Raw genomic sequence first — 17,475 nt, 5'->3', positions numbered from 1 at the left:
AGTATGGCCGCGATGCGCAGAGGACTCGTACACGTACTCGCGTGGTTGCTCGCCACGGGCGCGGCGGTCACGCTGTCGTGGTGGGGTGTCCACACCGTCATGACGGGGACGGCCTACGACCCGCCGCGCGCTCTGCCCATCACGGTGGCGGGCGCGACGGCGGAGGAGACGAGACCCCTGGCGTCCTCGACCCGGCGGGCCGAGCCGTCCAGGAGTGCTCCGAACAGGCCGTCCACGAGCCCGGAGCCGAGCTCGGCGCCCTCGAAGTCCCCGTCGGCGAGCGGCAGTCCGTCACCGGCCCCGTCGGCTTCGACGACGTCTCCGCCCGCCTCCGGACAGGTCAAGAGCTACGACTCCGACGGCGGCCGGGTGGTCTTCGACATCGCCGCCACGTACGGGACGCTGGTGTCCGCGACGCCGAAAGCCGGCTGGTCGATGCAGGTGTGGAAGTTTGACACCTATATTCGCGTGGAGTTCACCTCTGGCGCCGACCGGGTGTCGGTGTTCTGCGACTGGCACGACGGGCCTCCGCACGTGGACATCGGGACGTACTGAACCGACGCGTGCGGCGAGCGGGCGTCCGGGCGGCCCGCCGGGGCGCGCTGACGCCGGGTCAGCGGAACACGGACGGCGGCGGTGCCGGTGAGGCGACCGCCACCGCGTCCGTGACCGGTGCCGCGCCGCCCGTGAAGTCCAGGAGCTCCCTGCCGTGTTCGACCCGGGCGGGATGCGGGTCGGAGGCGGCGCGGCGGGTCAGTTCGGCGATGGGCAGGGGTCGGCCGGAGGCGACGAGGACGGCGTTCCCGAAGCGTTTGCCGCGCAGCACCGTCGGGTCGGCGACCAGGGCGAGCTCGGGGAAGACGGAGGCGACGGTGGCGATCTGGCCGCGGAGGTGCGCGAGCGGGGGTCCGTCGGCGAGGTTCGCGGCGTAGACCCCGGAGTCCTTCACGGCCCGGCGGACCTCCGTGACGAACTCGGCGGACGTCAGGTGGGCCGGGGTGCGCGCACCGCTGAAGACGTCGGCGATGACCAGGTCCGCCCAGCCGTCGGGCACCTTGGCGAGGCCTTCCCGCGCGTCCACGGAACGCACCCTGATCCGGGCGTTCGGGTCCAGTGGCAGTTCGCGGCGCACCAGTTGGACGAGGGCCGCGTCGCGCTCGACGACCTGCTGGGTGGACCGGGGACGCGTGGCGGCGGTGTAGCGGGCCAGACTGAGGGCGCCGCCGCCGAGGTGGACGACCTGCACGGGCCTGCCGGGCGGGGCGACGAGGTCGATGACATGGCCGAGGCGGCGCTGGTACTCGAAGCTCAGGTACGCGGGGTCGTCGAGGTCGACGTGGGACTGCGGGGCGCCGTCGATGAGCAGGGTCCAGCCGCGGGCCCGGTCGCGGTCGGGCAGCAGTTCGGCGAGCCCGCCGTCGACGGCCTCGACGACCGCCTCGGCCGGCCCGCGCCGTCCACCCCGTCCGGTGTCACTGCCGTCGTCCGCCCGCTGTTTCCTCGCCCTTGCCATCTGGCCATTATCGGGGCGCGGGGACGGGTCGGCTCAGCGACCGGTCCCCGGGGTGCGCGCCCGCTCACCGGCAGCCGTCGGCCGCCTCGATCAGCCGCGCGGCCTCGCCCAGCGCGGCCCGCAGCACCGCCGGATCGGTCGCGAGGTCCGCGTCACCGGGCGGGAGCAGCCAGTCCGAGCCCTCGACCGGAGGCTCGGGGGCCGGCCGCAGGCCGCGGCCGTCGGTCTGCGTACAGGTGCTGCCGGGCACGTCCCAGGCGTCGGCGGTGCCGGGCGGCACCAGGAAGCCGAGGGTGTCGCGGCCGCCGTCGTGCAGGACGGGCCCCACGAGGTCGGCCGCGCCCCGGCGCAGGATGTCGACCGCTTCCAGTCCCTGGCGGGCCGGAACGGTCACCAGGTCGCACTCGGCGGCCGGCCGCGGCGGGACGCCGCGCTCCGGGGACGGTCTGTGCTGCGCGGTCGACGGCGGCGTACGGAACTCGATGCTCTGCGTGATCTGCATCCCGGCCTCCAACGGAACCCCTCCTCATGACGAGTGGGTCGGGAGTTCGGGCGGCTCCCGGTCCACCCGGTTCAACGCGCCAGGACGTCAACGGCTACGGCGGAACTCCGCCACAAAGGATGGCAGTTCATGGCAGATCGTGGATGAGATATCCGGTTTGTAGCCAAACCCAGCGTGGCGGCGTTGTCACAGCAGGTACGTTCTTGCCCCGCCGGAAGCAGGCACCTACCGGGCACAACCCGGTCAAGTCAGTCTCGGTTCCGGCGTGGTTCACGGTTCGCAAGAGAGGGCCCGGCCATGGCGTCGTCATCGGTGACCTCGTCCCCGTCCCCCCGGCCACCACGGCCGAATCTCGCCTTCCGGAGGCTGCGCGGCCAGCGCTCCCCGGGCGAGTTCGCCGCGCTGGTGCGGAGGGCCGCGCGCGAGATCGGCGAGCGGGTCAGCTGCGACGCGCGCTACATCGGGCGCGTCGAGGCGGGAGAGATCCGCTGTCCCAACTACGCGTACGAGCGGGTGTTCCTGCACATGTTTCCCGGCCGCACGCTGACGGACCTCGGTTTCACGCCCCGCTCATGGGTACGCGGACGTGGGGCGCGCGACACCGGGGAGCCACCTCTCGCGCATTCCACGAACCTCCCGCACGCCCCGCACGAGGATGAGTCGGACGGGGCGCACGAGACGTATGAGACGTCGGGTCCGTTCCACGTCCCGGCTCCGTACGGCCCGCGCACCGCGCACCACACGGACAGCCCGCACGATCCGTACAGCCCGCACGATCCGTACGACCCGCACCACTTGTGCGATCCGTACGACCCGTACGACAAACGCGATCAGAACCACGAGGAGAGCGACGTGCAGCGTCGCGCATTCATGACCGGAGGCACCGCCACCGTGGCGGCGGCCTCACTGGGACCCTTCGGCGGCAGCGCATCGGCCGCCGAACGACGCGTCCACCGGGCCGGTACGTCCGAGGCGGGCGCCCTCGAAGAGGCCGTCCGCCGGATCCGGCTGCTCGACGACAGACACGGGGCCGACGGGCTCTACCGACGCGCGGCGGCCCCCCTGCGCACCGCGTACGAGCTGCTCGACGCGGGCACCACCCGGCAGACGACCGCCGACCGGCTGTACTCCGGAGCCGGCGAACTGGCCATCTCGGTGGGCTGGCTGGCACACGACTCCGGGCGCTTCGACGACGCGCGCTCGCACTACGCGGAAGCCCTCGCGACCGCCCGGATGGCGGGCGACGCGGGCCTGGAGGCCCACGCCTTCTGCAACACGGCGTTCCTCGCCCGCGACGCGGGACGCCCGCGCGAGGCCGTACGCGCGGCCCAGGCCGCCCAGCGCGCCGCACGTGCCCTCGGATCCCCCCGGCTGCTCTCCCTGCTCGCGCTGCGCGAGGCGGGCGGCTGGGCCGGACTCGCCGACCGCCGGGGATGCGAGCAGGCGATGGCCCGCGCACAGGCCCTCTACGGACGCGGCCCCTCGGAGACCGACCCCGAGTGGATGACCTTCTACGGAGAGGCCGAGCTGGAAGGGCTCGAGGCGCAGTGCTGGTCGACGCTGGGCGACTGGCCCCGGGCCGCCCGCCACGCACGCCGCGCCGCCCACCTGCAGGACCCGCACTTCACCCGCAACATCGCCCTCTACACCGCCGAACTCGCCGACGACCTCGCCCGCGGCGGCCGCCCCGACGAGGCCGCCGTCGCCGGTCTGCGCGTCCTGGACCTGCTGAACGAGGTCCAGTCCTCCCGCATCCAGACCATGCTGGCGGCAACGGCCCGCGTACTGCTGCCGCACCGCCGGGCCTCGGGCGTCTCGGCGTTCCTCGACCGGCACGCGAGCCTGCCCCGCACGGCGTGAGGACGGCCCGGGGCGCCGGTCAGGCGCTCAGGTGCCCGCAGTCGTTCCACACCTCGATCGCGGGTTCCCCGTAGGCCCAGCCGAGCACCGACAAAGAGGTCGGGTTGAGGCGGATACGGGCCGCGAAGTCCAGGGGAAGGCCCAGCCAGCGGGCGCCTATGGACCGCAGGATGTGGCCGTGGGCGAAGATCAGCACATCGCGGTCCGCGGAGCGGGCCCACGAGACGGCCTCGTCCGCGCGCGCGGTGACCTGCTCCAGGGTCTCCCCCTCGGGGACCCCGTCGCGCCAGATGAACCAGCCGGGGCGGATGTCCTGTATCTCGGCCGGGGTCATGCCCTCGTAGGCGCCGTAGTCCCACTCCATGAGCGCGTCCCAGGCCGTCGCCCGCTCCCCGAAGCCGGCGAGTTCGCACGTCTCGCTCGCGCGCGAGAGCGGGCTGGTCCGCACCTCGGCGGCGGGCAGCGAGTCGAACGGTGACCGGTGGAGCCGCTCGCCCAGCAGTTTGGCTCCGCGCCGCCCCTCCTCCAGGAGGGGGATGTCGGTCCTGCCGGTGTGCTTTCCGGACAGCGACCATTCGGTCTGTCCGTGCCGGGCCAGCAGGATGCGCGGTGCCATGACGAGGAGCCTTTCCGGGACGGGCGGCACGGACGAGGGGGTCGGCTCACCCGTGGACGACTGAGGAGTGGGTCACTCCATCATCGCTCACGTCCGCTCCGGGCAACCCGGAGGGCGATCTCCGCGTCTTTGACATCCGGGGCGCCCCTTCGGGGCATTCGCGTACATCGTAAAATCCCCGGGTGACCACGAACCGGGGTCACCGCGAACGAACAAGCACGAGCAGTTGGGGGAGGGCGATCGGATGCCGCAGACCGATGCACCGCGTACCGAAGCGGCACCGCGCGCCCGGTCGGGCCGGTGGGGCGCCCTGCGCGCGTCCACCGCGTCGCAGGCCCGTCTGCGCTGGTGGACCGAGGTGCCGCTGATCCTGCTCGTGTACGCGGCGTACACCGCGGGCCGGCTGCTCGCCCGGGGCAACACCTCCGGCGCGACAGACCACGGCCTGGAGATCCTGCGCCTCGAGAAGGCCCTCCACCTCAACGCCGAACATCCGCTGAACCGCCTGTTCACGCGGGAGGCCTGGCTCGGTGTGCCCGCCGACTTCGGGTACGCGTCGCTGCACTACGTGGTGACGCCGGCGATCCTGATATGGCTCTTCCGCTCCCGGTCCGTGCGCTACCGCGCGGCCCGCACCTGGCTCTGGACCTCCACGTTCATCGGTCTGATCGGCTTCACCCTGCTGCCGACCTGCCCGCCCCGGCTGCTGTCGCCCGAGCACGGCTTCGTCGACACGATGGCCCAGTACAGCGATTACGGCTGGTGGGGCGGCGAGGCGAGCGCGCCGCGCGGCATGGGCGGGATGACGAACCAGTACGCGGCGATGCCGAGCCTGCACGTGGGCTGGGCGCTGTGGTGCGGGGTGATGCTGTGGCGTCACGGCCGTACTCCCGCGGCCAAGGCCGCCGCCGTCATCTATCCGCTGTTCACCACGATCGTCGTGATGGGCACGGCCAACCACTACTTCCTGGACGCCGTCGCGGGCGTCGCCGTGATGGGGGCCGGCCTGCTGCTGACCCCGTTCGTGATGCGGGCGGCGGACCGTGTGCGGACGCTGCTGAACGTCGTCGTCCCGTGGGGCAAGGGTGCCTCGGGGGGCGAGGGTTCCGCGATTGTCAGTGCGGGGTGCCAGACTTCCCCGGGTGAACGAATTCCCCGACAGCGCGAGCCCCGTCCCGGGCCGGGAGCCGAGCCGGATTCCGCCGCCACGGACGCGGGCGACAGCGCTGCGACAGCAGCTCGCTGAGCTGCGCGGTCCGGACATCGCGCCGAAGGCGCTGGACGCGCGGGCCCTCGCGGCGCTCGCCGCCAACCCCGGCTGCGACCGGCGCGCGCTGCTGGACGGCGTGGGCGTCGACAAGGCGAAGCTGGCCGGCGCGCTCGGCGCGCCGTCCGCGTTCGGGATGTCGCAGTTCGCCTTCATGCGGGGCAACGCGTTCGAGGCGCGGGTCAAGGCCGACGGCGGCGCCGAGCTGCTGCGGCTGGTGCACGAGAAGCTGGACCCCGGGGCCGCGCCGCCCGGCGCCGGTGCCGTGCCCGACCTGAGCGCGATCGGCCCCGAGGGACGCACGGAACGCACGGCACGGGCGTTGCGCGAGGCCACCGGGACCGGCGCCTGGACCCTGCTCGACCACCCCATGCTCGCCCTGGACGTGGCGGGCTCCCCGGCCTTCCTGGAACCGGACGCCGTGGTCGTGCATCCCGACGGGGACTGGACGGTCGTCGAGATCAAGTCGTTCCCGATGCTCGACGGCTCGGCCGACCCCGCCAAGGTGGGCGCCGCCGCCCGGCAGTCCGCGGTGTACGTCCTGGCCCTGGAGGAGGTCGCGGCCGGCCTCGACCCCGCTCCCGAGGTCCACCACCGTGTCCTGCTGGTCTGCCCGAAGGACTTCTCCAACCTCCCTGCCGCCTCTGCCGTCGACGTGCGCAAGCAGCGCGCGGTCACCCGCCGCCAGCTCGCCCGGCTCACCCGGGTCGAGGACATCGCGGCCGCCCTCCCCGAGGGCACCTGTTTCTCCCCCGGCCTTCCCGCCGAGGAACTGATCACGGCCGTCGAGGCGCTCCCCGCCACCTACGCCCCCGAGTGCCTGTCCGCCTGCGAGCTGGCCTTCCACTGCCGGGCCCGCTCGCGCGCCGAGGGCGCGGTGACCTCGCTCGGCCGCTCGCTGCGCGCGGAGCTCGGCGCTCTGACGACCGTCCCGGACGTCCTGGCCGCGGCGCGCGGGAAGGCGGGCGACCCAGAGGACCCCGCCGTCGCGGCCCTCAGGAGAGCGGCACTGCTGCGGGCGGAGGCCCTGCGCGGGACGGCCGCGCAGACCCGTGCCCCGGCCGGGGAGGCCCGGGTGCCGGTCGCGGTGGCAACGCGGGCCCGGGTGCCGGAAGAGCTCGCGGCCACCGTGCCCGCCCCCGGCTCACCCGCCCCGCAAGCCGGCACCCCCGGGTCCGGCACACACGGGACGCCCGTGCCGGACCTCCCGGAAGGCCGGGAGGCGGGCGCATGTCGCTGATCACCGCCCTCGCCCGGCTGGAGGCCGTCGAGAGCGGCCGGGCGCAGCCCGCCGCCACCGTGCTCCACCGCCATCTCGTCGAACGGCCGCTGGTGTTCGTGCCGCTCACCACCGCGGGCGAGGCGGGAGCCCCGCTCGGCGCGCTCGTCGGCACGGACCGGGACGCGCCCCGGCTGCTGGTCGTGCCGCAGCCGCGCGACCGCGACCTGCGTTTCGCCTTCCTCGCCGAACTCGCGGACGTCGTCCTGCCCTACATCGACTCGTTCGCGGACGTGGTCGAGGCGGCCGAGCGCAGCGAGACCGACCCGGAGACCGGCAAGCGCGTCAAGGTCGAGGTCGAGCTGTGCGCGGACGCTCCGCAGCTGATCGTGCCGGGCCGGGCCGGCATCGAGTTCGTCCGCCTCCTCGGGCGCTCCACCCGCTTTCGCCGCACCGCCGAGCAGGATCCCGAGACTCCGCATCCGGCGCCTCCCCGGGTGCCGCTGTTCGGGCGCTGGCTGACCCACTTCGGGGAGCGCGCCCGGGTGCCCGGCTCCGCCCTGCTCCTCGCCCTCACCGACGTGCTGTCCCGGCACTGGGCCACCGGCCAGAGCAGCCTGGAGGACCAGCATCTGGGCGCGCTGCTCGCCTGGCTCGATCCGCCGGGCGGCGAGCCGGGCGCCGAGGCGGCGGTGCGGGCCGAGCTCCAGCGGGACGCGCGCGGTCAGCTCGTCTGCCCGCCCGCCGGACCGGCCACCGACCCCGCCTTCGACAACGAGCTGCTGGCCCCCGCGATCGAACGCTACGACCGCGCGCGTACGGCGCTGGCCGCCGCCGAGGACGGCATCGAGGCGGACGACCGGTTCGGTGAACTCACCGCGGCCGAGCGGAAGATCCGCGACCTGGTCGAGAGCGTCACCCGGCCCACCTGGGACGCGGTCTGGCACGGGCTCGACCTGCTGCGGGCGCTGCCGGAGGGGGCACATGCCGCCGACCGGTGGACCCGTGACCGCTGGTCGTTCACCGGACACCGCGGCCGGGTGGTGGCGGGCGAGCCGCCGCAGCCGCGCCGCGACGACGCGGTCACCGCCGCGAACAAGCTGGCCACGCGGGAGCGGGAGCAGGCCCGGCTGGAGGCGCAGGAGGCTCTCGACGACCCGCTGGTCATGGCCGGCCGGCGGCTCGCCGGAGAGGCGTTCGCCGGAGAGGTCACCGAGGTCGTGACGGCGTACAGCGAGGGCAAGCGACCCAGCCCCCGGCCACTGGTGACCGTCCGCACGGCCGACCGCCCGCACCTGGGGGAACGGGCCAGGGTGTACCGCTCTCTCGGCGGGAAGCCGCAGGCCGCGGAGTTCGTGGGGTACGACGACGAGGGCGCGGCCGTGGTGCTGCGGATCGTCGACAAGATGGGGCGCGGCAAGGAACCGGAGGCCGGGTCCGTGCCGGAGAAGGGGGATGCCGTCTGCTTCACGCTCTTCGAGCACGAGCAGCGCGGCGGTGCCAAGCTGCCCGACCCGGAGGAGACGCCGTGGACGCACGGAGGGCCGCCGGGTGAGCCCGACGCGCTGCCGCTGCCGGACCCGGTGACCGAGGAGGACGTCCTTTGACCACCGTCTTCGACCCGGGCGCCGAGGCCGCCCGCGCCACCGACGCGATCCTGCGCGACACCCTGCACGGCACCGACCGCGGAGTCGTGGTCGACTCCCCGCCGGGCGCCGGCAAGTCGACCCTCGTCGTCCGCGCCGCTCTCGAACTGGCCTCCGCCGGGCGCCCGTTGATGGTCATCGCGCAGACGAACGCCCAGGTCGACGATCTGGTGCTGCGGCTCGCGGAGAAGGCACCGGAACTGCCCGTGGGCCGGCTGCACAGCAGCGACTCCGACCCGTACGACAAGGCGCTCGACGGCCTGGACCAGGTCCGCAAGTCCGCGAAGGCGGCCGACCTGGCGGGCCTGGACGTCGTCGTCTCGACCGCCGCGAAGTGGGCCCACGTCAAGGGTGTCGAGCCCTGGCGGCACGCCATCGTCGACGAGGCGTACCAGATGCGCTCGGACGCGCTCCTCGCGGTCGCCGGGCTCTTCGAGCGGGCGCTGTTCGTGGGCGACCCGGGGCAGTTGGACCCGTTCGCGATCGTCGGTTCGGAGCAGTGGGCGGGACTGTCCTACGACCCGTCCGCGTCCGCGGTGTCCACGCTGCTCGCGCACAATCCGCAGTTGCCGCAGCACCGGCTGCCGGTGTCCTGGCGGCTGCCCGCGTCGGCCGCGCCCCTGGTCTCGGACGCCTTCTATCCGTACACGCCGTTCCACAGCGGCACCGGTCACGGCGACCGGCGGCTGAACTTCGGTGTCCCGTCGGACGGTTCGGGCACCGACCGGGTCATCGACGAGGCGGCCGAGTCCGGTTGGGGGTTGCTGGAGCTGCCGGCCCGGCACACTCCGCGCACGGACCCGGAGGCGGTCCACGCGGTGGCCGGGGTCGTGCGGCGGCTGCTCGACCGGGGCGGCGCGGCCACGTCGGAGCGGGCGGAGGATCCGGTGCCCCTGACGGCCGACCGGATCGCCGTCGGCACGGCGCACCGCGACCAGGCCGCGGCCGTGCGGGCGGCGCTGACCGGTCTCGGCGTCACGGACGTCACCGTGGACACGGCGAACCGGCTCCAGGGACGGGAGTTCGACGTCACGGTCGTCCTGCACCCGCTGTCGGGACGGCCCGACGCCACGGCCTTCCATCTGGAGACCGGACGTCTGTGCGTACTCGCTTCCCGGCACCGGCACGCGTGCATCGTGATCTGCCGGGAAGGAATCACGGAGTTGCTGGACGACCACCCGTCGACCGAGCCCGTACAGCTGGGGGTGACCGTGAAGTTTCCGGATGGCTGGGAGGCCAATCATTCGGTGCTGTCGCATCTGGCGGAACACCGGGTGACCTGGCGGCCCTGAGCCCGCGGGCGGCCCGCTCCGACGGCCCCGCGATCCGGCGAGGTCCGGGTCCCGCGGGGCGTGCTCGACCCTGCGGGCCCACTTGCGCGGGCGCGAGACAATGGACGGTGGCCCTTTGCCGAGAGGGGCCCCGAACCGTACGAGGAGGAAAAGACATGGCGGAGCCCACGCCGCGTCGGAACGAACCGCGGCTACGCCCCGCGCCCCTGCTCTTCGAGCCCGCGGAAGCCGCCGGGGATCCGGAGCATTTCTTCGACCTGGAGTCGATCGACGATCCGCGCGCGCTGCTGGACCGGTCCACGGAGCTGGCGCACGCGTTTCGCGCCGCCGCCGACCGGGCCGTCGAGTTCCAGGCCATCGCCGCCGCGCAGCTCGCCGATCCGCGCCGTTTCGACCGGCTGACCACCGCCTCGATCGCCGAGCGGGCCGAGTGGACCGAGGACTACGCGAAGAAGATGGTCGAGTTCGGCCAGGACCTGCTGCGGGGCACGGAGGGCAACGGACACGGTCACGGGGTGACCGACCCGCTCTGACGCGGACACCCGGGACGACCAGGACGCCCGGAACCAGGGCGGCCGGGACCAGGACCCTCGGAATCAGGGCGGTCGGAACCAGGGCGGTCGGCGACCCCCGTCAGAGCGGGCCGGTCACCCCTCCCTGGCATATGCCAGCCGGGCAAGATACTCCACCTCACCCCTGCCTGTCCCGGTTTCGGGCAACCCTCCGGAACGGGACGCTCACCGCCGGTAGATGTATGCGGCATGAGCAGCACACGGAACCCGCCGAGCAGCAGCCCGCACAGCCCCGGAGCGAGGTCGTCCGAGGGGCTGGACGTCTCCGGCGTCACGGCCGAGGGCGCCGCCTGGCTCGCCTCCGCCGGAACGTATCCGCGCAGCACGCTCGCCCTGTGGCGCGAACGGCCCGACGCCCCGGTCGTCCTGCTCTGCGGCAGCGCGTTCGACGTCGTCAGCGCCTCGGCCCTGTTCGGGCGGCGGATGCTCGACCGGCTCTGGGACGAGGGGCCGGGCTCGGGCCCGGTGGCGGCGTACCGCGGACGGATCCTGCTGTTCGCCGCGCCCGGCACCGCCCAGCGGCTCCCTTCGCTCATGGAGTGGGAGGAGTGGGGCGTCGGCACCTCCCCGGGACCTACGGGCACCTCGCCGGAACGTGCGGGTGCCCTGGAGCGGGGTGGGCGCCCGGCGACCGGAGCCGTCGCGGGGTCCGGCGGCCCCATCGACCCTCACGGCTCCGCGGGCCCGGGGCACGGCGTCCGGGCGGGGCGGTGCCGGGAGGTTCCACCGCTGCTCTGTCACGGCACGGGAGACGCGGTCACCGTGCCCCCGCTGGCCCCCGGGAGCGGCGGACCGGCGGCCGTCCGGACCGATTCCCGCTGGCTGGTCGCCCCCGACACGCGGCGGCCCTGGCTCCCCGGCCCCGAGATCCTGCTCTGGGCGGCCGTGCGGGCGGCCCGCGCGGCGGCGTCGGCGGCGGTACGGATATCGATTTTTCCTCGTGCCGATCAGGATGCTAAGGTCTACGACGTCAGCAGGCGCCGCTAGCTCAGTTGGTTAGAGCAGCTGACTCTTAATCAGCGGGTCCGGGGTTCGAGTCCCTGGCGGCGCACGCCAACGAGAGCGGGATGATTCGCGGAAACGCGAGCGTCCCGCTCTCGTCGTTTCCGCGATCGCGGAGCCGGCTCAGCCCGTTGTGATCCGCACCGTCCAGGCCCCCGAGGCGCTCCGGTCCTCCACCTGGACCCGGACGTCCGCGCCCGGCACCTTGAAGCTCTCCCCGAGGCGCACCGGGGCGTCCGCGAGCGGCGGGTACACCGAGTCCTCCCAGCAGGACTCGGAGCCGGGGTGCGCGTCGAGGACCTGGATGGGCCCGCTGCCCGACTCGGTCCGGCTGCGGACCCGGTAGACGAGGACGCCCCGCTCGCACGTCGACCTGTCGTTGCCCGCCGGCCCCCTGGCCTCGAAGGCGATCGCGCTGTCCGGGCCCGTGGGGACCACCGCCAGCTTGGTGCCCCGGCCGACGCCGACGGTCTGCGATCCGGGGGGCGCCGCCACACCCACCGCGTTCGCGGACGTGCCCGGCGCGCCCGGACCACGCACGGACGTCCGCAGCCCGCCCGAGGGCACCCGCGGCCCCTGCCACGCCACCCCCGCCCCACTCGCCCCGGTCCTCCCACTCGCCCCGCTCGTCCTGGTCCTCCCGCTCGCCCCGCTCGACGCGGCCGCACCACTCGCCGCCGACGCGGCCGGGCCGGTGGCCAGCACCCCGGCGCCGGCGGCTTCCCGGGCGCTCGCGCCGGCCGAACCGACCGTGGAGTGCGCGGGTCCGGCCTCCAGCGGCTCCAGCGTCAGCCGGGTGGTGCCGGAGCCCAGTACGCACGCCACCTGGTGCGGTTCCAGCCACCCCAGCCGCCACTTGTGCCAGCCGAAGAGGTCGGGGGCGAGGCCGAACTGGCTGCCCATGAGGTCCCAGTCGCCCACATAGGTGTCCCAGTCGCCCTTGCCGTCGGTGGGGCGGTGATAGAGGTCGGGCAGGTCGAAGACATGGCCGGTCTCGTGCGCGAGGACGAGACGGTCCGGCGGATGCTTCTCGAAGACCGTGACGACGCGCCGGATGTCCTTGCCGTCCGCGTGCAGAGGCGTGTCCAGGTTGACGACCTTCGTGGCGTCCGAGTCGACGCCCGGGGCGTCCGGGTCCGCGATGAAGTAGACGACGTCGTAGCGCGAGAAGTCGACCCGCGGGTCGGCCACGGCGAGGGCGTCGCGCAGATAGGCGGCACGGTCACCGGCGTTCCAGTCGCGCTGTATGGCGTACGAGGTGGAGGCGTGCGGCATCTGGATCCAGGTGCGCCGGGGATGCGGCCTAACCGTGAACTTTCCGTACGAGGCCTGCTCGAAGAAACGGCTGGTGGCCGGGAAGTAGTCGCCCGTCAGCTCGGCGGGCGTGGTGCGCGGGGCGGAGTCCGGGAAGGACAGGAAGACCATCACGGCGTCGAGGGGGCGGGTGGGCCGCTCATAGGCGGTGTTCCAGGTGTCGGCGCCCTCCGAGTGGTGCGCCCCTGTCCGCGTCAGGGCGCAGGGCGACGCGAGGGGTTCGGCGAGCGCGTGGCCCGGCCCCAGGGAGGTCGCCGCGAGCGCGGTCATCGAGGTGAACATGGCCGCGGTGCTGCGCCAGCGGGGCGCCCCGTCGCGGGCGGGACCACGCAGGAGCCCGCGAGCGAGAACCCTCAAGGGGAGCGGACGCGGCACGTCGACCTCCGGATGCGGTTGTGGGCCACCGCATCCAGCCTGATTGAATTTGTACTATTTCGCCCTGTTTGTCTGCACCGGAAGAGTGAGTGCCGGAGCGGTCCGACACCCCCGGACATGCACGGAACGTCACGTGCGGTCGACGGGACGGGGAACCGTCCCGATAACAGGCAGAAACGATCTGTCAGAACAGGTGGTTGTTCCTGGACACTGGACAGTGGCTGCACCGTTTCGGGGGCAGCCACTATGATCGGCACACTTTCCTGCACGGACACGGCTTGTGCGGCCGCCCATCACCGGCCGACCGCCCCGAAAGACCCATACGAAGAACGAGTGCACTGCGGGAGCGAGCGGTGAGCGGAACGTCCGAAGGGCCGGCGCCCGCGGGAGACCTCGTCCGGCCGGCCGTCACAGAACGTCACGTCGACACGTCTTCTCGTACGTCCGCCGGAACCTCTCCCGGCCCACCCGCCCCCTCCGTACCGTCCGTGGCGCCGGGGCCGCCTTCCGGGACGCCGGCACTCCTGGCGGTTCCCGACGGAACGTCACTCCGTACCTTCCACGCGGCCTTCGCCACCGCTCCCCTCGCGATGGCCGTCGTCGACCGCGAGGGTCTCGTCGTCACCGCCAACGAGGCACTGGGCACGCTGCTCGGCGCCGAGGCGCGGACGTTCACCGGGCGGGCCGCCGCCGACCTGGTGGACCTGGCCTCCGACGCCCGCACCTGGCACGCGTACCGCGAGATGCTGGGCGGCAGCCGGGCCCGGTTGCGCTGCACCCGCCGGCTCAAGCATCCAGACGGCCAGGTGATCTGGGCGCAGGTCACGATCGCGCCACTGCCCCCGCAGGAACGGGCGGTGCTGATCTCGATCACCGACATCGGCGCGCGGCGTGAACTCCAGGCGCGGCTGCGCCACTTGCAGATGCACGACCCGGTGACCCGGCTGCCCAACCGCACCCTGTTCTTCGAGCGCCTCTCGGCGGCGCTGGAGGCGGAGGCGTACGAGGAGTGCGGCACCGGCCGGATCGGGCTCTGCTATCTGGACCTGGACGGGTTCAAGGCCGTCAACGACACACTCGGCCACCGGGTCGGGGACCGGCTGCTCGCGGCGGTCGCGGAGCGTCTGACGCGCTGTGCCGAGGAGGCCGGCCTCACGCGGGCGGCCAGTCCCCTGGTGGCCCGGCTGGGAGGGGACGAGTTCGCGCTGCTCGTCGAGGACTCCACGGGCACCGACCAGCTCGCGGATCTCGCCGAGTCCGTGCTGAAGTCGCTCCAGGCACCGTTCGACCTGTCGGGGCAGCGGCTGTCCCTGTCGGCGTCGATCGGGGTCGTCGAGCGGCGCGCCACCGGCACCACGGCGACCGGTCTGATGCAGGCCGCGGACACCACGCTGTACTGGGCGAAGGCGGACGGCAAAGGCCGCTGGACGCTCTTCGACCCGGAGCGCAACGCGCACCGCATGACCCGCCAGGCCCTGTCGTCCACCCTGCGCGCGGCCGTCGAGCGGGGTGAATTCGCCCTGGAGTACCAGCCGTTGGTGGGGATGGAGGACGGCGGTGTGCACGGGGTCGAGGCGCTGGTGCGCTGGAACCACCCGAGGTTCGGGACGCTGACCCCGAACCGGTTCATCGGACTGGCCGAGGAGAACGGCTCGATCGTCCAGCTCGGCCGCTGGGTGCTGGCCACCGCCTGCCGCCAGGCACGCCGTTGGCAGCTCGACCGTCCGGACGCCCCGCCGATCTTCGTCAGCGTCAACGTCGCCGTGCGCCAGGTCTGGGACTCCGACCTGGTGGCGGACGTGGCGAAGATCCTGGCGGAGACCGGACTGGCCCCGCATCTGCTCCAGTTGGAACTGACGGAGTCGGCGGTGATGGGTTCGGCGGGCCGTCCGCTCCAGGCGTTGCAGGCACTCAGTGACATGGGGGTCCGCATCGCCATCGACGATTTCGGCACCGGCTACTCGAACCTCGCCTACCTGAGCAGGCTCCCGGTGTCGGTGCTGAAGCTGGACGGCTCGTTCGTCCGCGGCTTCCAGTACGAGAACGCCGACGGTTCGTCCGCCCACCCCAACCCGGCCGACGAGGTCATCGTCGAGGCGCTCATCCAGCTCGCCCATCGGCTCGGCCTGACGGTCACCGCCGAATGCGTGGAGACGGCCTCGCAGGCGTCACGGCTGCGCGGGATCGGCTGCGACACCGGCCAGGGCTGGCTGTACTCCCGGCCGGTGGCGCCGGAACGCATCTCGGCGCTCCTGATGTCGGCGACCTGTCCTCAGGCCTGAGCGGTCCGCGCCCCCGGCAACCCGTAGGCGTCCGCGATCAGTTCGTACGAGCGCAGCCGTACGTCGCCGCCGTGCGCGTTGCCCGTGATCATCAACTCGTCGGCGCCGGTGCGCTTCTGGAGGTCGTCGAGGCCGGCGCGCACCTCGTCGGCGGTGCCGTGGATGACGTTGGCGTTCCAGGATCCGATGAACTCCCGCTCCATCGGGCTGAATTCGTAGGCCTCCGCCTCCTCCGGGGTGGGCACGAGTCCGGGACGCCCGGTGCGCAGGCGGACCATGCTCAGCGCGGCCGACAGCACCTGGCGGCGGGCCTCCTTCTCCTCGTCCGCGGCGAGCGCGGAGACGCCGATGAGGGCGTAGGGGGCATCGAGGACCGCGCTCGGCCGGAAGGACTCGCGGTAGAGGTCGAGCGCCGGGACGGTGTTCTGCGCCGAGAAGTGGTGCGCGAAGGCGAACGGCAGACCGAGGGCCCCGGCGAGGCGGGCGCTGAAACCGGAGGAGCCGAGCAGCCAGACCGGAGGCCGGTGCGGGGACTGGACGCCGCCCGGTGAGGTCGCCTGGACGGGCCCGGGAACGGCGTGGATCCGGGCGTAGGGGTGGCCGTCGGGGAAGTCGTCGTCCAGGAAGCGGGTGAGTTCCGCGAGCTGTTCGGGGAAGTCGTCGGCGCCCTCGGCCGGCCGCTGGGTGCGGCGCAGCGCGGCGGCCGTCGCGCCGTCCGTGCCCGGGGCCCTGCCGAGGCCCAGGTCGATGCGGCGCGGGGCCATCGCCTCGAGGGTGCCGAACTGCTCCGCGATGACCAGCGGGGCGTGGTTGGGGAGCATCACTCCGCCGGAACCCAGGCGGATGCGGTCCGTGTGGGCGGCCAGGTGGGCGAGGATCACCGCGGGCGAGGAGCTGGCCACGCCGGGCATCGAGTGGTGTTCGGCCACCCAGTAGCGGTGGAAGCCGCGGGACTCCGCGAGGCGGGCGATCTCGACGCTGGTGCGCAGCGCGTCGGTCGCGGTGCGGCCCGCGCCCACGGTGACCAGGTCCAGTACGGACAGGGGCACGGGGGCGGTGCCCTGTGCCGTACCTCGGATCTCGTCCGTCTCGGCCGTCTCGTCCACCGGGGTGCCTCCTGTTGCGTACGCGATGGTGTCCTCGACGTACGAACAGGAGGCTGTCTCCGCTTATTCCCCCGGCCACCCGTCCCGTCCTCGGGGGCTCCGGACCCCCGCTCCTCGAACGCCGGAGGGGCTGGAGCTTTCACTCCGGAGGGGCTGGATCCTTCGGGACCGGATCCTCACGCCTGGACGATGGGTTCCCTGGTGAAGAGGGTGCCGAGGGCCGGGGCGTTCACGCGGCGGCCCGTCAGGCGCAGGGCCTCCCAGACCGTGACCTGGTTCGCGGTGAGGACCGGTTTGGCGAGCTCCTTCTCCAGGGCCGTGAGATGGGAGGCGGTGTGCAGGGCCGTGTCGGGGAGGAGGATCGCGTCGGCGTCCGGGTGGTCCGCCTCCCGGGCCAGCGTGAGGACCTCGCCGTAGTCCCAGCCGGCGGCCTCGGCGGCGGTGACGACACCGGAGCCGCGCACCGCGGCCACCTCCGTACCGGTCTCCTTCAGGAACCCGGCGAAGAGCGCGGCCACGTCGTCGGGGTAGGTCGCCCCGATCGCGACCCGCCGCGCCCCGAGCTCCCGCGCCGCGTGGGTGAAGGCGAAGGACGTCGAGGAGGCGGGCAGCCCGGCCGCCCTGGCGAGGCCGCGGACCTGCTCGTGGGCGCCCTGCACCCCGAACACGAAACTGCCGCTCGTACACGCCCAGACCACGGCCTCCGCGCCGGACAGGCGCAGCTCCTCGACGCCCGCCGCGAGGCGGTGTGCCGAGCCCGTTTCGAGGAGCGCGTCCACGCGGTGGGCGTCCTCCCCCATGTCCGTGTGGACGACGGTCAGGCGGATGTCGCTGCCGAGGAGCTGCTCGATGCGCGGGTAGTCGTCCTCGGCCGAGTGGCCCGGGTAGAGGAATCCGAGTGCGGTCATG

The 17,475-nt window shown here is 73.5% G+C and carries 15 protein-coding genes and 1 tRNA gene; 10 read left to right on the top strand and 6 right to left on the bottom strand.

Annotated features, from left to right (window positions below; translation table 11 throughout):
• Positions 1 to 12 precede the first annotated feature (12 nt).
• Positions 13 to 555: a hypothetical protein gene (locus OG780_RS26325; RefSeq protein ID WP_328452141.1), complete on the top strand. Its 543-nt coding sequence runs from the start codon at positions 13 to 15 to the stop codon at positions 553 to 555.
• A 58-nt stretch (positions 556 to 613) separates the two neighbouring features.
• Here OG780_RS26325 and OG780_RS26320 read toward each other — a convergent pair whose 3' ends face one another.
• Positions 614 to 1,513: a spermidine synthase gene (locus tag OG780_RS26320; protein WP_328452139.1), complete on the bottom strand. Its 900-nt coding sequence runs from the start codon at positions 1,511 to 1,513 to the stop codon at positions 614 to 616.
• 64 nt (positions 1,514 to 1,577) lie between these two features.
• Positions 1,578 to 2,015, bottom strand: a complete 438-nt coding sequence (locus tag OG780_RS26315; protein WP_328452137.1) for a hypothetical protein — start codon at positions 2,013 to 2,015, stop codon at positions 1,578 to 1,580.
• 297 nt (positions 2,016 to 2,312) lie between these two features.
• Here OG780_RS26315 and OG780_RS26310 point away from each other — a divergent pair, with 297 nt between their 5' ends.
• Positions 2,313 to 3,875, top strand: coding sequence for a hypothetical protein (locus OG780_RS26310; RefSeq protein WP_328452135.1), 1,563 nt, complete (start codon positions 2,313 to 2,315; stop codon positions 3,873 to 3,875).
• Between the two features lie 19 nt (positions 3,876 to 3,894).
• Here OG780_RS26310 and OG780_RS26305 read toward each other — a convergent pair whose 3' ends face one another.
• On the bottom strand, positions 3,895 to 4,491 hold the full coding sequence (locus tag OG780_RS26305; RefSeq protein ID WP_328452133.1) for a histidine phosphatase family protein: 597 nt from the start codon (positions 4,489 to 4,491) through the stop codon (positions 3,895 to 3,897).
• A 244-nt stretch (positions 4,492 to 4,735) separates the two neighbouring features.
• Here OG780_RS26305 and OG780_RS26300 point away from each other — a divergent pair, with 244 nt between their 5' ends.
• The 7 genes from OG780_RS26300 to OG780_RS26270 all read left to right on the top strand — a co-directional run bounded on the left by OG780_RS26300 (position 4,736) and on the right by OG780_RS26270 (position 11,538).
• On the top strand, positions 4,736 to 5,737 hold the full coding sequence (locus tag OG780_RS26300) for a phosphatase PAP2 family protein (protein WP_328452131.1): 1,002 nt from the start codon (positions 4,736 to 4,738) through the stop codon (positions 5,735 to 5,737).
• Positions 5,688 to 6,998 carry a hypothetical protein gene (locus OG780_RS26295; RefSeq protein WP_328458400.1) on the top strand — a complete coding sequence of 437 codons (1,311 nt, stop codon included), beginning with the start codon at positions 5,688 to 5,690 and terminating at the stop codon, positions 6,996 to 6,998. The genes OG780_RS26300 and OG780_RS26295 overlap by 50 nt, the downstream gene beginning before the upstream one ends.
• The gene (locus OG780_RS26290; RefSeq protein WP_328452129.1) at positions 6,989 to 8,584 is read left to right on the top strand and encodes a hypothetical protein; all 1,596 of its coding nucleotides are present in this window, start codon (positions 6,989 to 6,991) and stop codon (positions 8,582 to 8,584) included. Before OG780_RS26295 ends, OG780_RS26290 begins: the two co-directional genes overlap by 10 nt.
• Positions 8,581 to 9,915, top strand: a complete 1,335-nt coding sequence (locus OG780_RS26285) for an AAA family ATPase (protein ID WP_328452127.1) — start codon at positions 8,581 to 8,583, stop codon at positions 9,913 to 9,915. Before OG780_RS26290 ends, OG780_RS26285 begins: the two co-directional genes overlap by 4 nt.
• A gap of 155 nt (positions 9,916 to 10,070) precedes the next feature.
• Entirely contained in the window at positions 10,071 to 10,448 is a 378-nt protein-coding gene (locus OG780_RS26280) for a hypothetical protein (RefSeq protein ID WP_328452125.1), read from the top strand.
• 228 nt (positions 10,449 to 10,676) lie between these two features.
• Positions 10,677 to 11,474: a bifunctional DNA primase/polymerase gene (locus OG780_RS26275; protein WP_328452123.1), complete on the top strand. Its 798-nt coding sequence runs from the start codon at positions 10,677 to 10,679 to the stop codon at positions 11,472 to 11,474.
• Positions 11,465 to 11,538 (top strand) — tRNA-Lys (locus OG780_RS26270). The genes OG780_RS26275 and OG780_RS26270 overlap by 10 nt, the downstream gene beginning before the upstream one ends.
• Positions 11,539 to 11,612: 74 nt before the next feature.
• On the opposite strand, the gene OG780_RS26265 is transcribed toward OG780_RS26270, so the two are convergent.
• Positions 11,613 to 13,178 carry a M6 family metalloprotease domain-containing protein gene (locus OG780_RS26265; protein WP_328452121.1) on the bottom strand — a complete coding sequence of 522 codons (1,566 nt, stop codon included), beginning with the start codon at positions 13,176 to 13,178 and terminating at the stop codon, positions 11,613 to 11,615.
• A gap of 353 nt (positions 13,179 to 13,531) precedes the next feature.
• Here OG780_RS26265 and OG780_RS26260 point away from each other — a divergent pair, with 353 nt between their 5' ends.
• On the top strand, positions 13,532 to 15,460 hold the full coding sequence (locus OG780_RS26260; protein WP_328452117.1) for a putative bifunctional diguanylate cyclase/phosphodiesterase: 1,929 nt from the start codon (positions 13,532 to 13,534) through the stop codon (positions 15,458 to 15,460).
• Here OG780_RS26260 and OG780_RS26255 read toward each other — a convergent pair.
• Positions 15,451 to 16,566 (bottom strand): LLM class flavin-dependent oxidoreductase, encoded by a 1,116-nt coding sequence (locus OG780_RS26255; protein ID WP_328452115.1) that lies wholly within the window; start codon positions 16,564 to 16,566, stop codon positions 15,451 to 15,453. The two genes, OG780_RS26260 and OG780_RS26255, sit on opposite strands and share 10 nt — an antisense overlap.
• Positions 16,567 to 16,742: 176 nt before the next feature.
• Positions 16,743 to 17,474, bottom strand: a complete 732-nt coding sequence (locus OG780_RS26250; RefSeq protein WP_328458398.1) for a maleate cis-trans isomerase family protein — start codon at positions 17,472 to 17,474, stop codon at positions 16,743 to 16,745.
• Position 17,475: the final 1 nt, after the last annotated feature.

The sequence above is a fragment of the Streptomyces sp. NBC_00386 genome (assembly GCF_036063235.1).
In the GTDB taxonomy this organism is placed as follows: domain Bacteria; phylum Actinomycetota; class Actinomycetes; order Streptomycetales; family Streptomycetaceae; genus Streptomyces.
Note: the sequence above shows the minus strand (reverse complement) of the source record. Positions and strands in the feature narration are given on the sequence as shown.

What these genes read in the sequence shown, in the direction of transcription:
- OG780_RS26325 (WP_328452141.1), top strand. Translation starts at nt 13, where the DNA reads ATGCGCAGAGGACTCGTACACGTACTCGCGTGGTTGCTCGCCACGGGC.
- OG780_RS26320 (WP_328452139.1), bottom strand. Translation starts at nt 1,513, where the DNA reads ATGGCAAGGGCGAGGAAACAGCGGGCGGACGACGGCAGTGACACCGGA.
- OG780_RS26315 (WP_328452137.1), bottom strand. Translation starts at nt 2,015, where the DNA reads ATGCAGATCACGCAGAGCATCGAGTTCCGTACGCCGCCGTCGACCGCG.
- OG780_RS26310 (WP_328452135.1), top strand. Translation starts at nt 2,313, where the DNA reads ATGGCGTCGTCATCGGTGACCTCGTCCCCGTCCCCCCGGCCACCACGG.
- OG780_RS26305 (WP_328452133.1), bottom strand. Translation starts at nt 4,491, where the DNA reads ATGGCACCGCGCATCCTGCTGGCCCGGCACGGACAGACCGAATGGTCG.
- OG780_RS26300 (WP_328452131.1), top strand. Translation starts at nt 4,736, where the DNA reads ATGCCGCAGACCGATGCACCGCGTACCGAAGCGGCACCGCGCGCCCGG.
- OG780_RS26290 (WP_328452129.1), top strand. Translation starts at nt 6,989, where the DNA reads ATGTCGCTGATCACCGCCCTCGCCCGGCTGGAGGCCGTCGAGAGCGGC.
- OG780_RS26280 (WP_328452125.1), top strand. Translation starts at nt 10,071, where the DNA reads ATGGCGGAGCCCACGCCGCGTCGGAACGAACCGCGGCTACGCCCCGCG.
- OG780_RS26275 (WP_328452123.1), top strand. Translation starts at nt 10,677, where the DNA reads ATGAGCAGCACACGGAACCCGCCGAGCAGCAGCCCGCACAGCCCCGGA.
- OG780_RS26250 (WP_328458398.1), bottom strand. Translation starts at nt 17,474, where the DNA reads ATGACCGCACTCGGATTCCTCTACCCGGGCCACTCGGCCGAGGACGAC.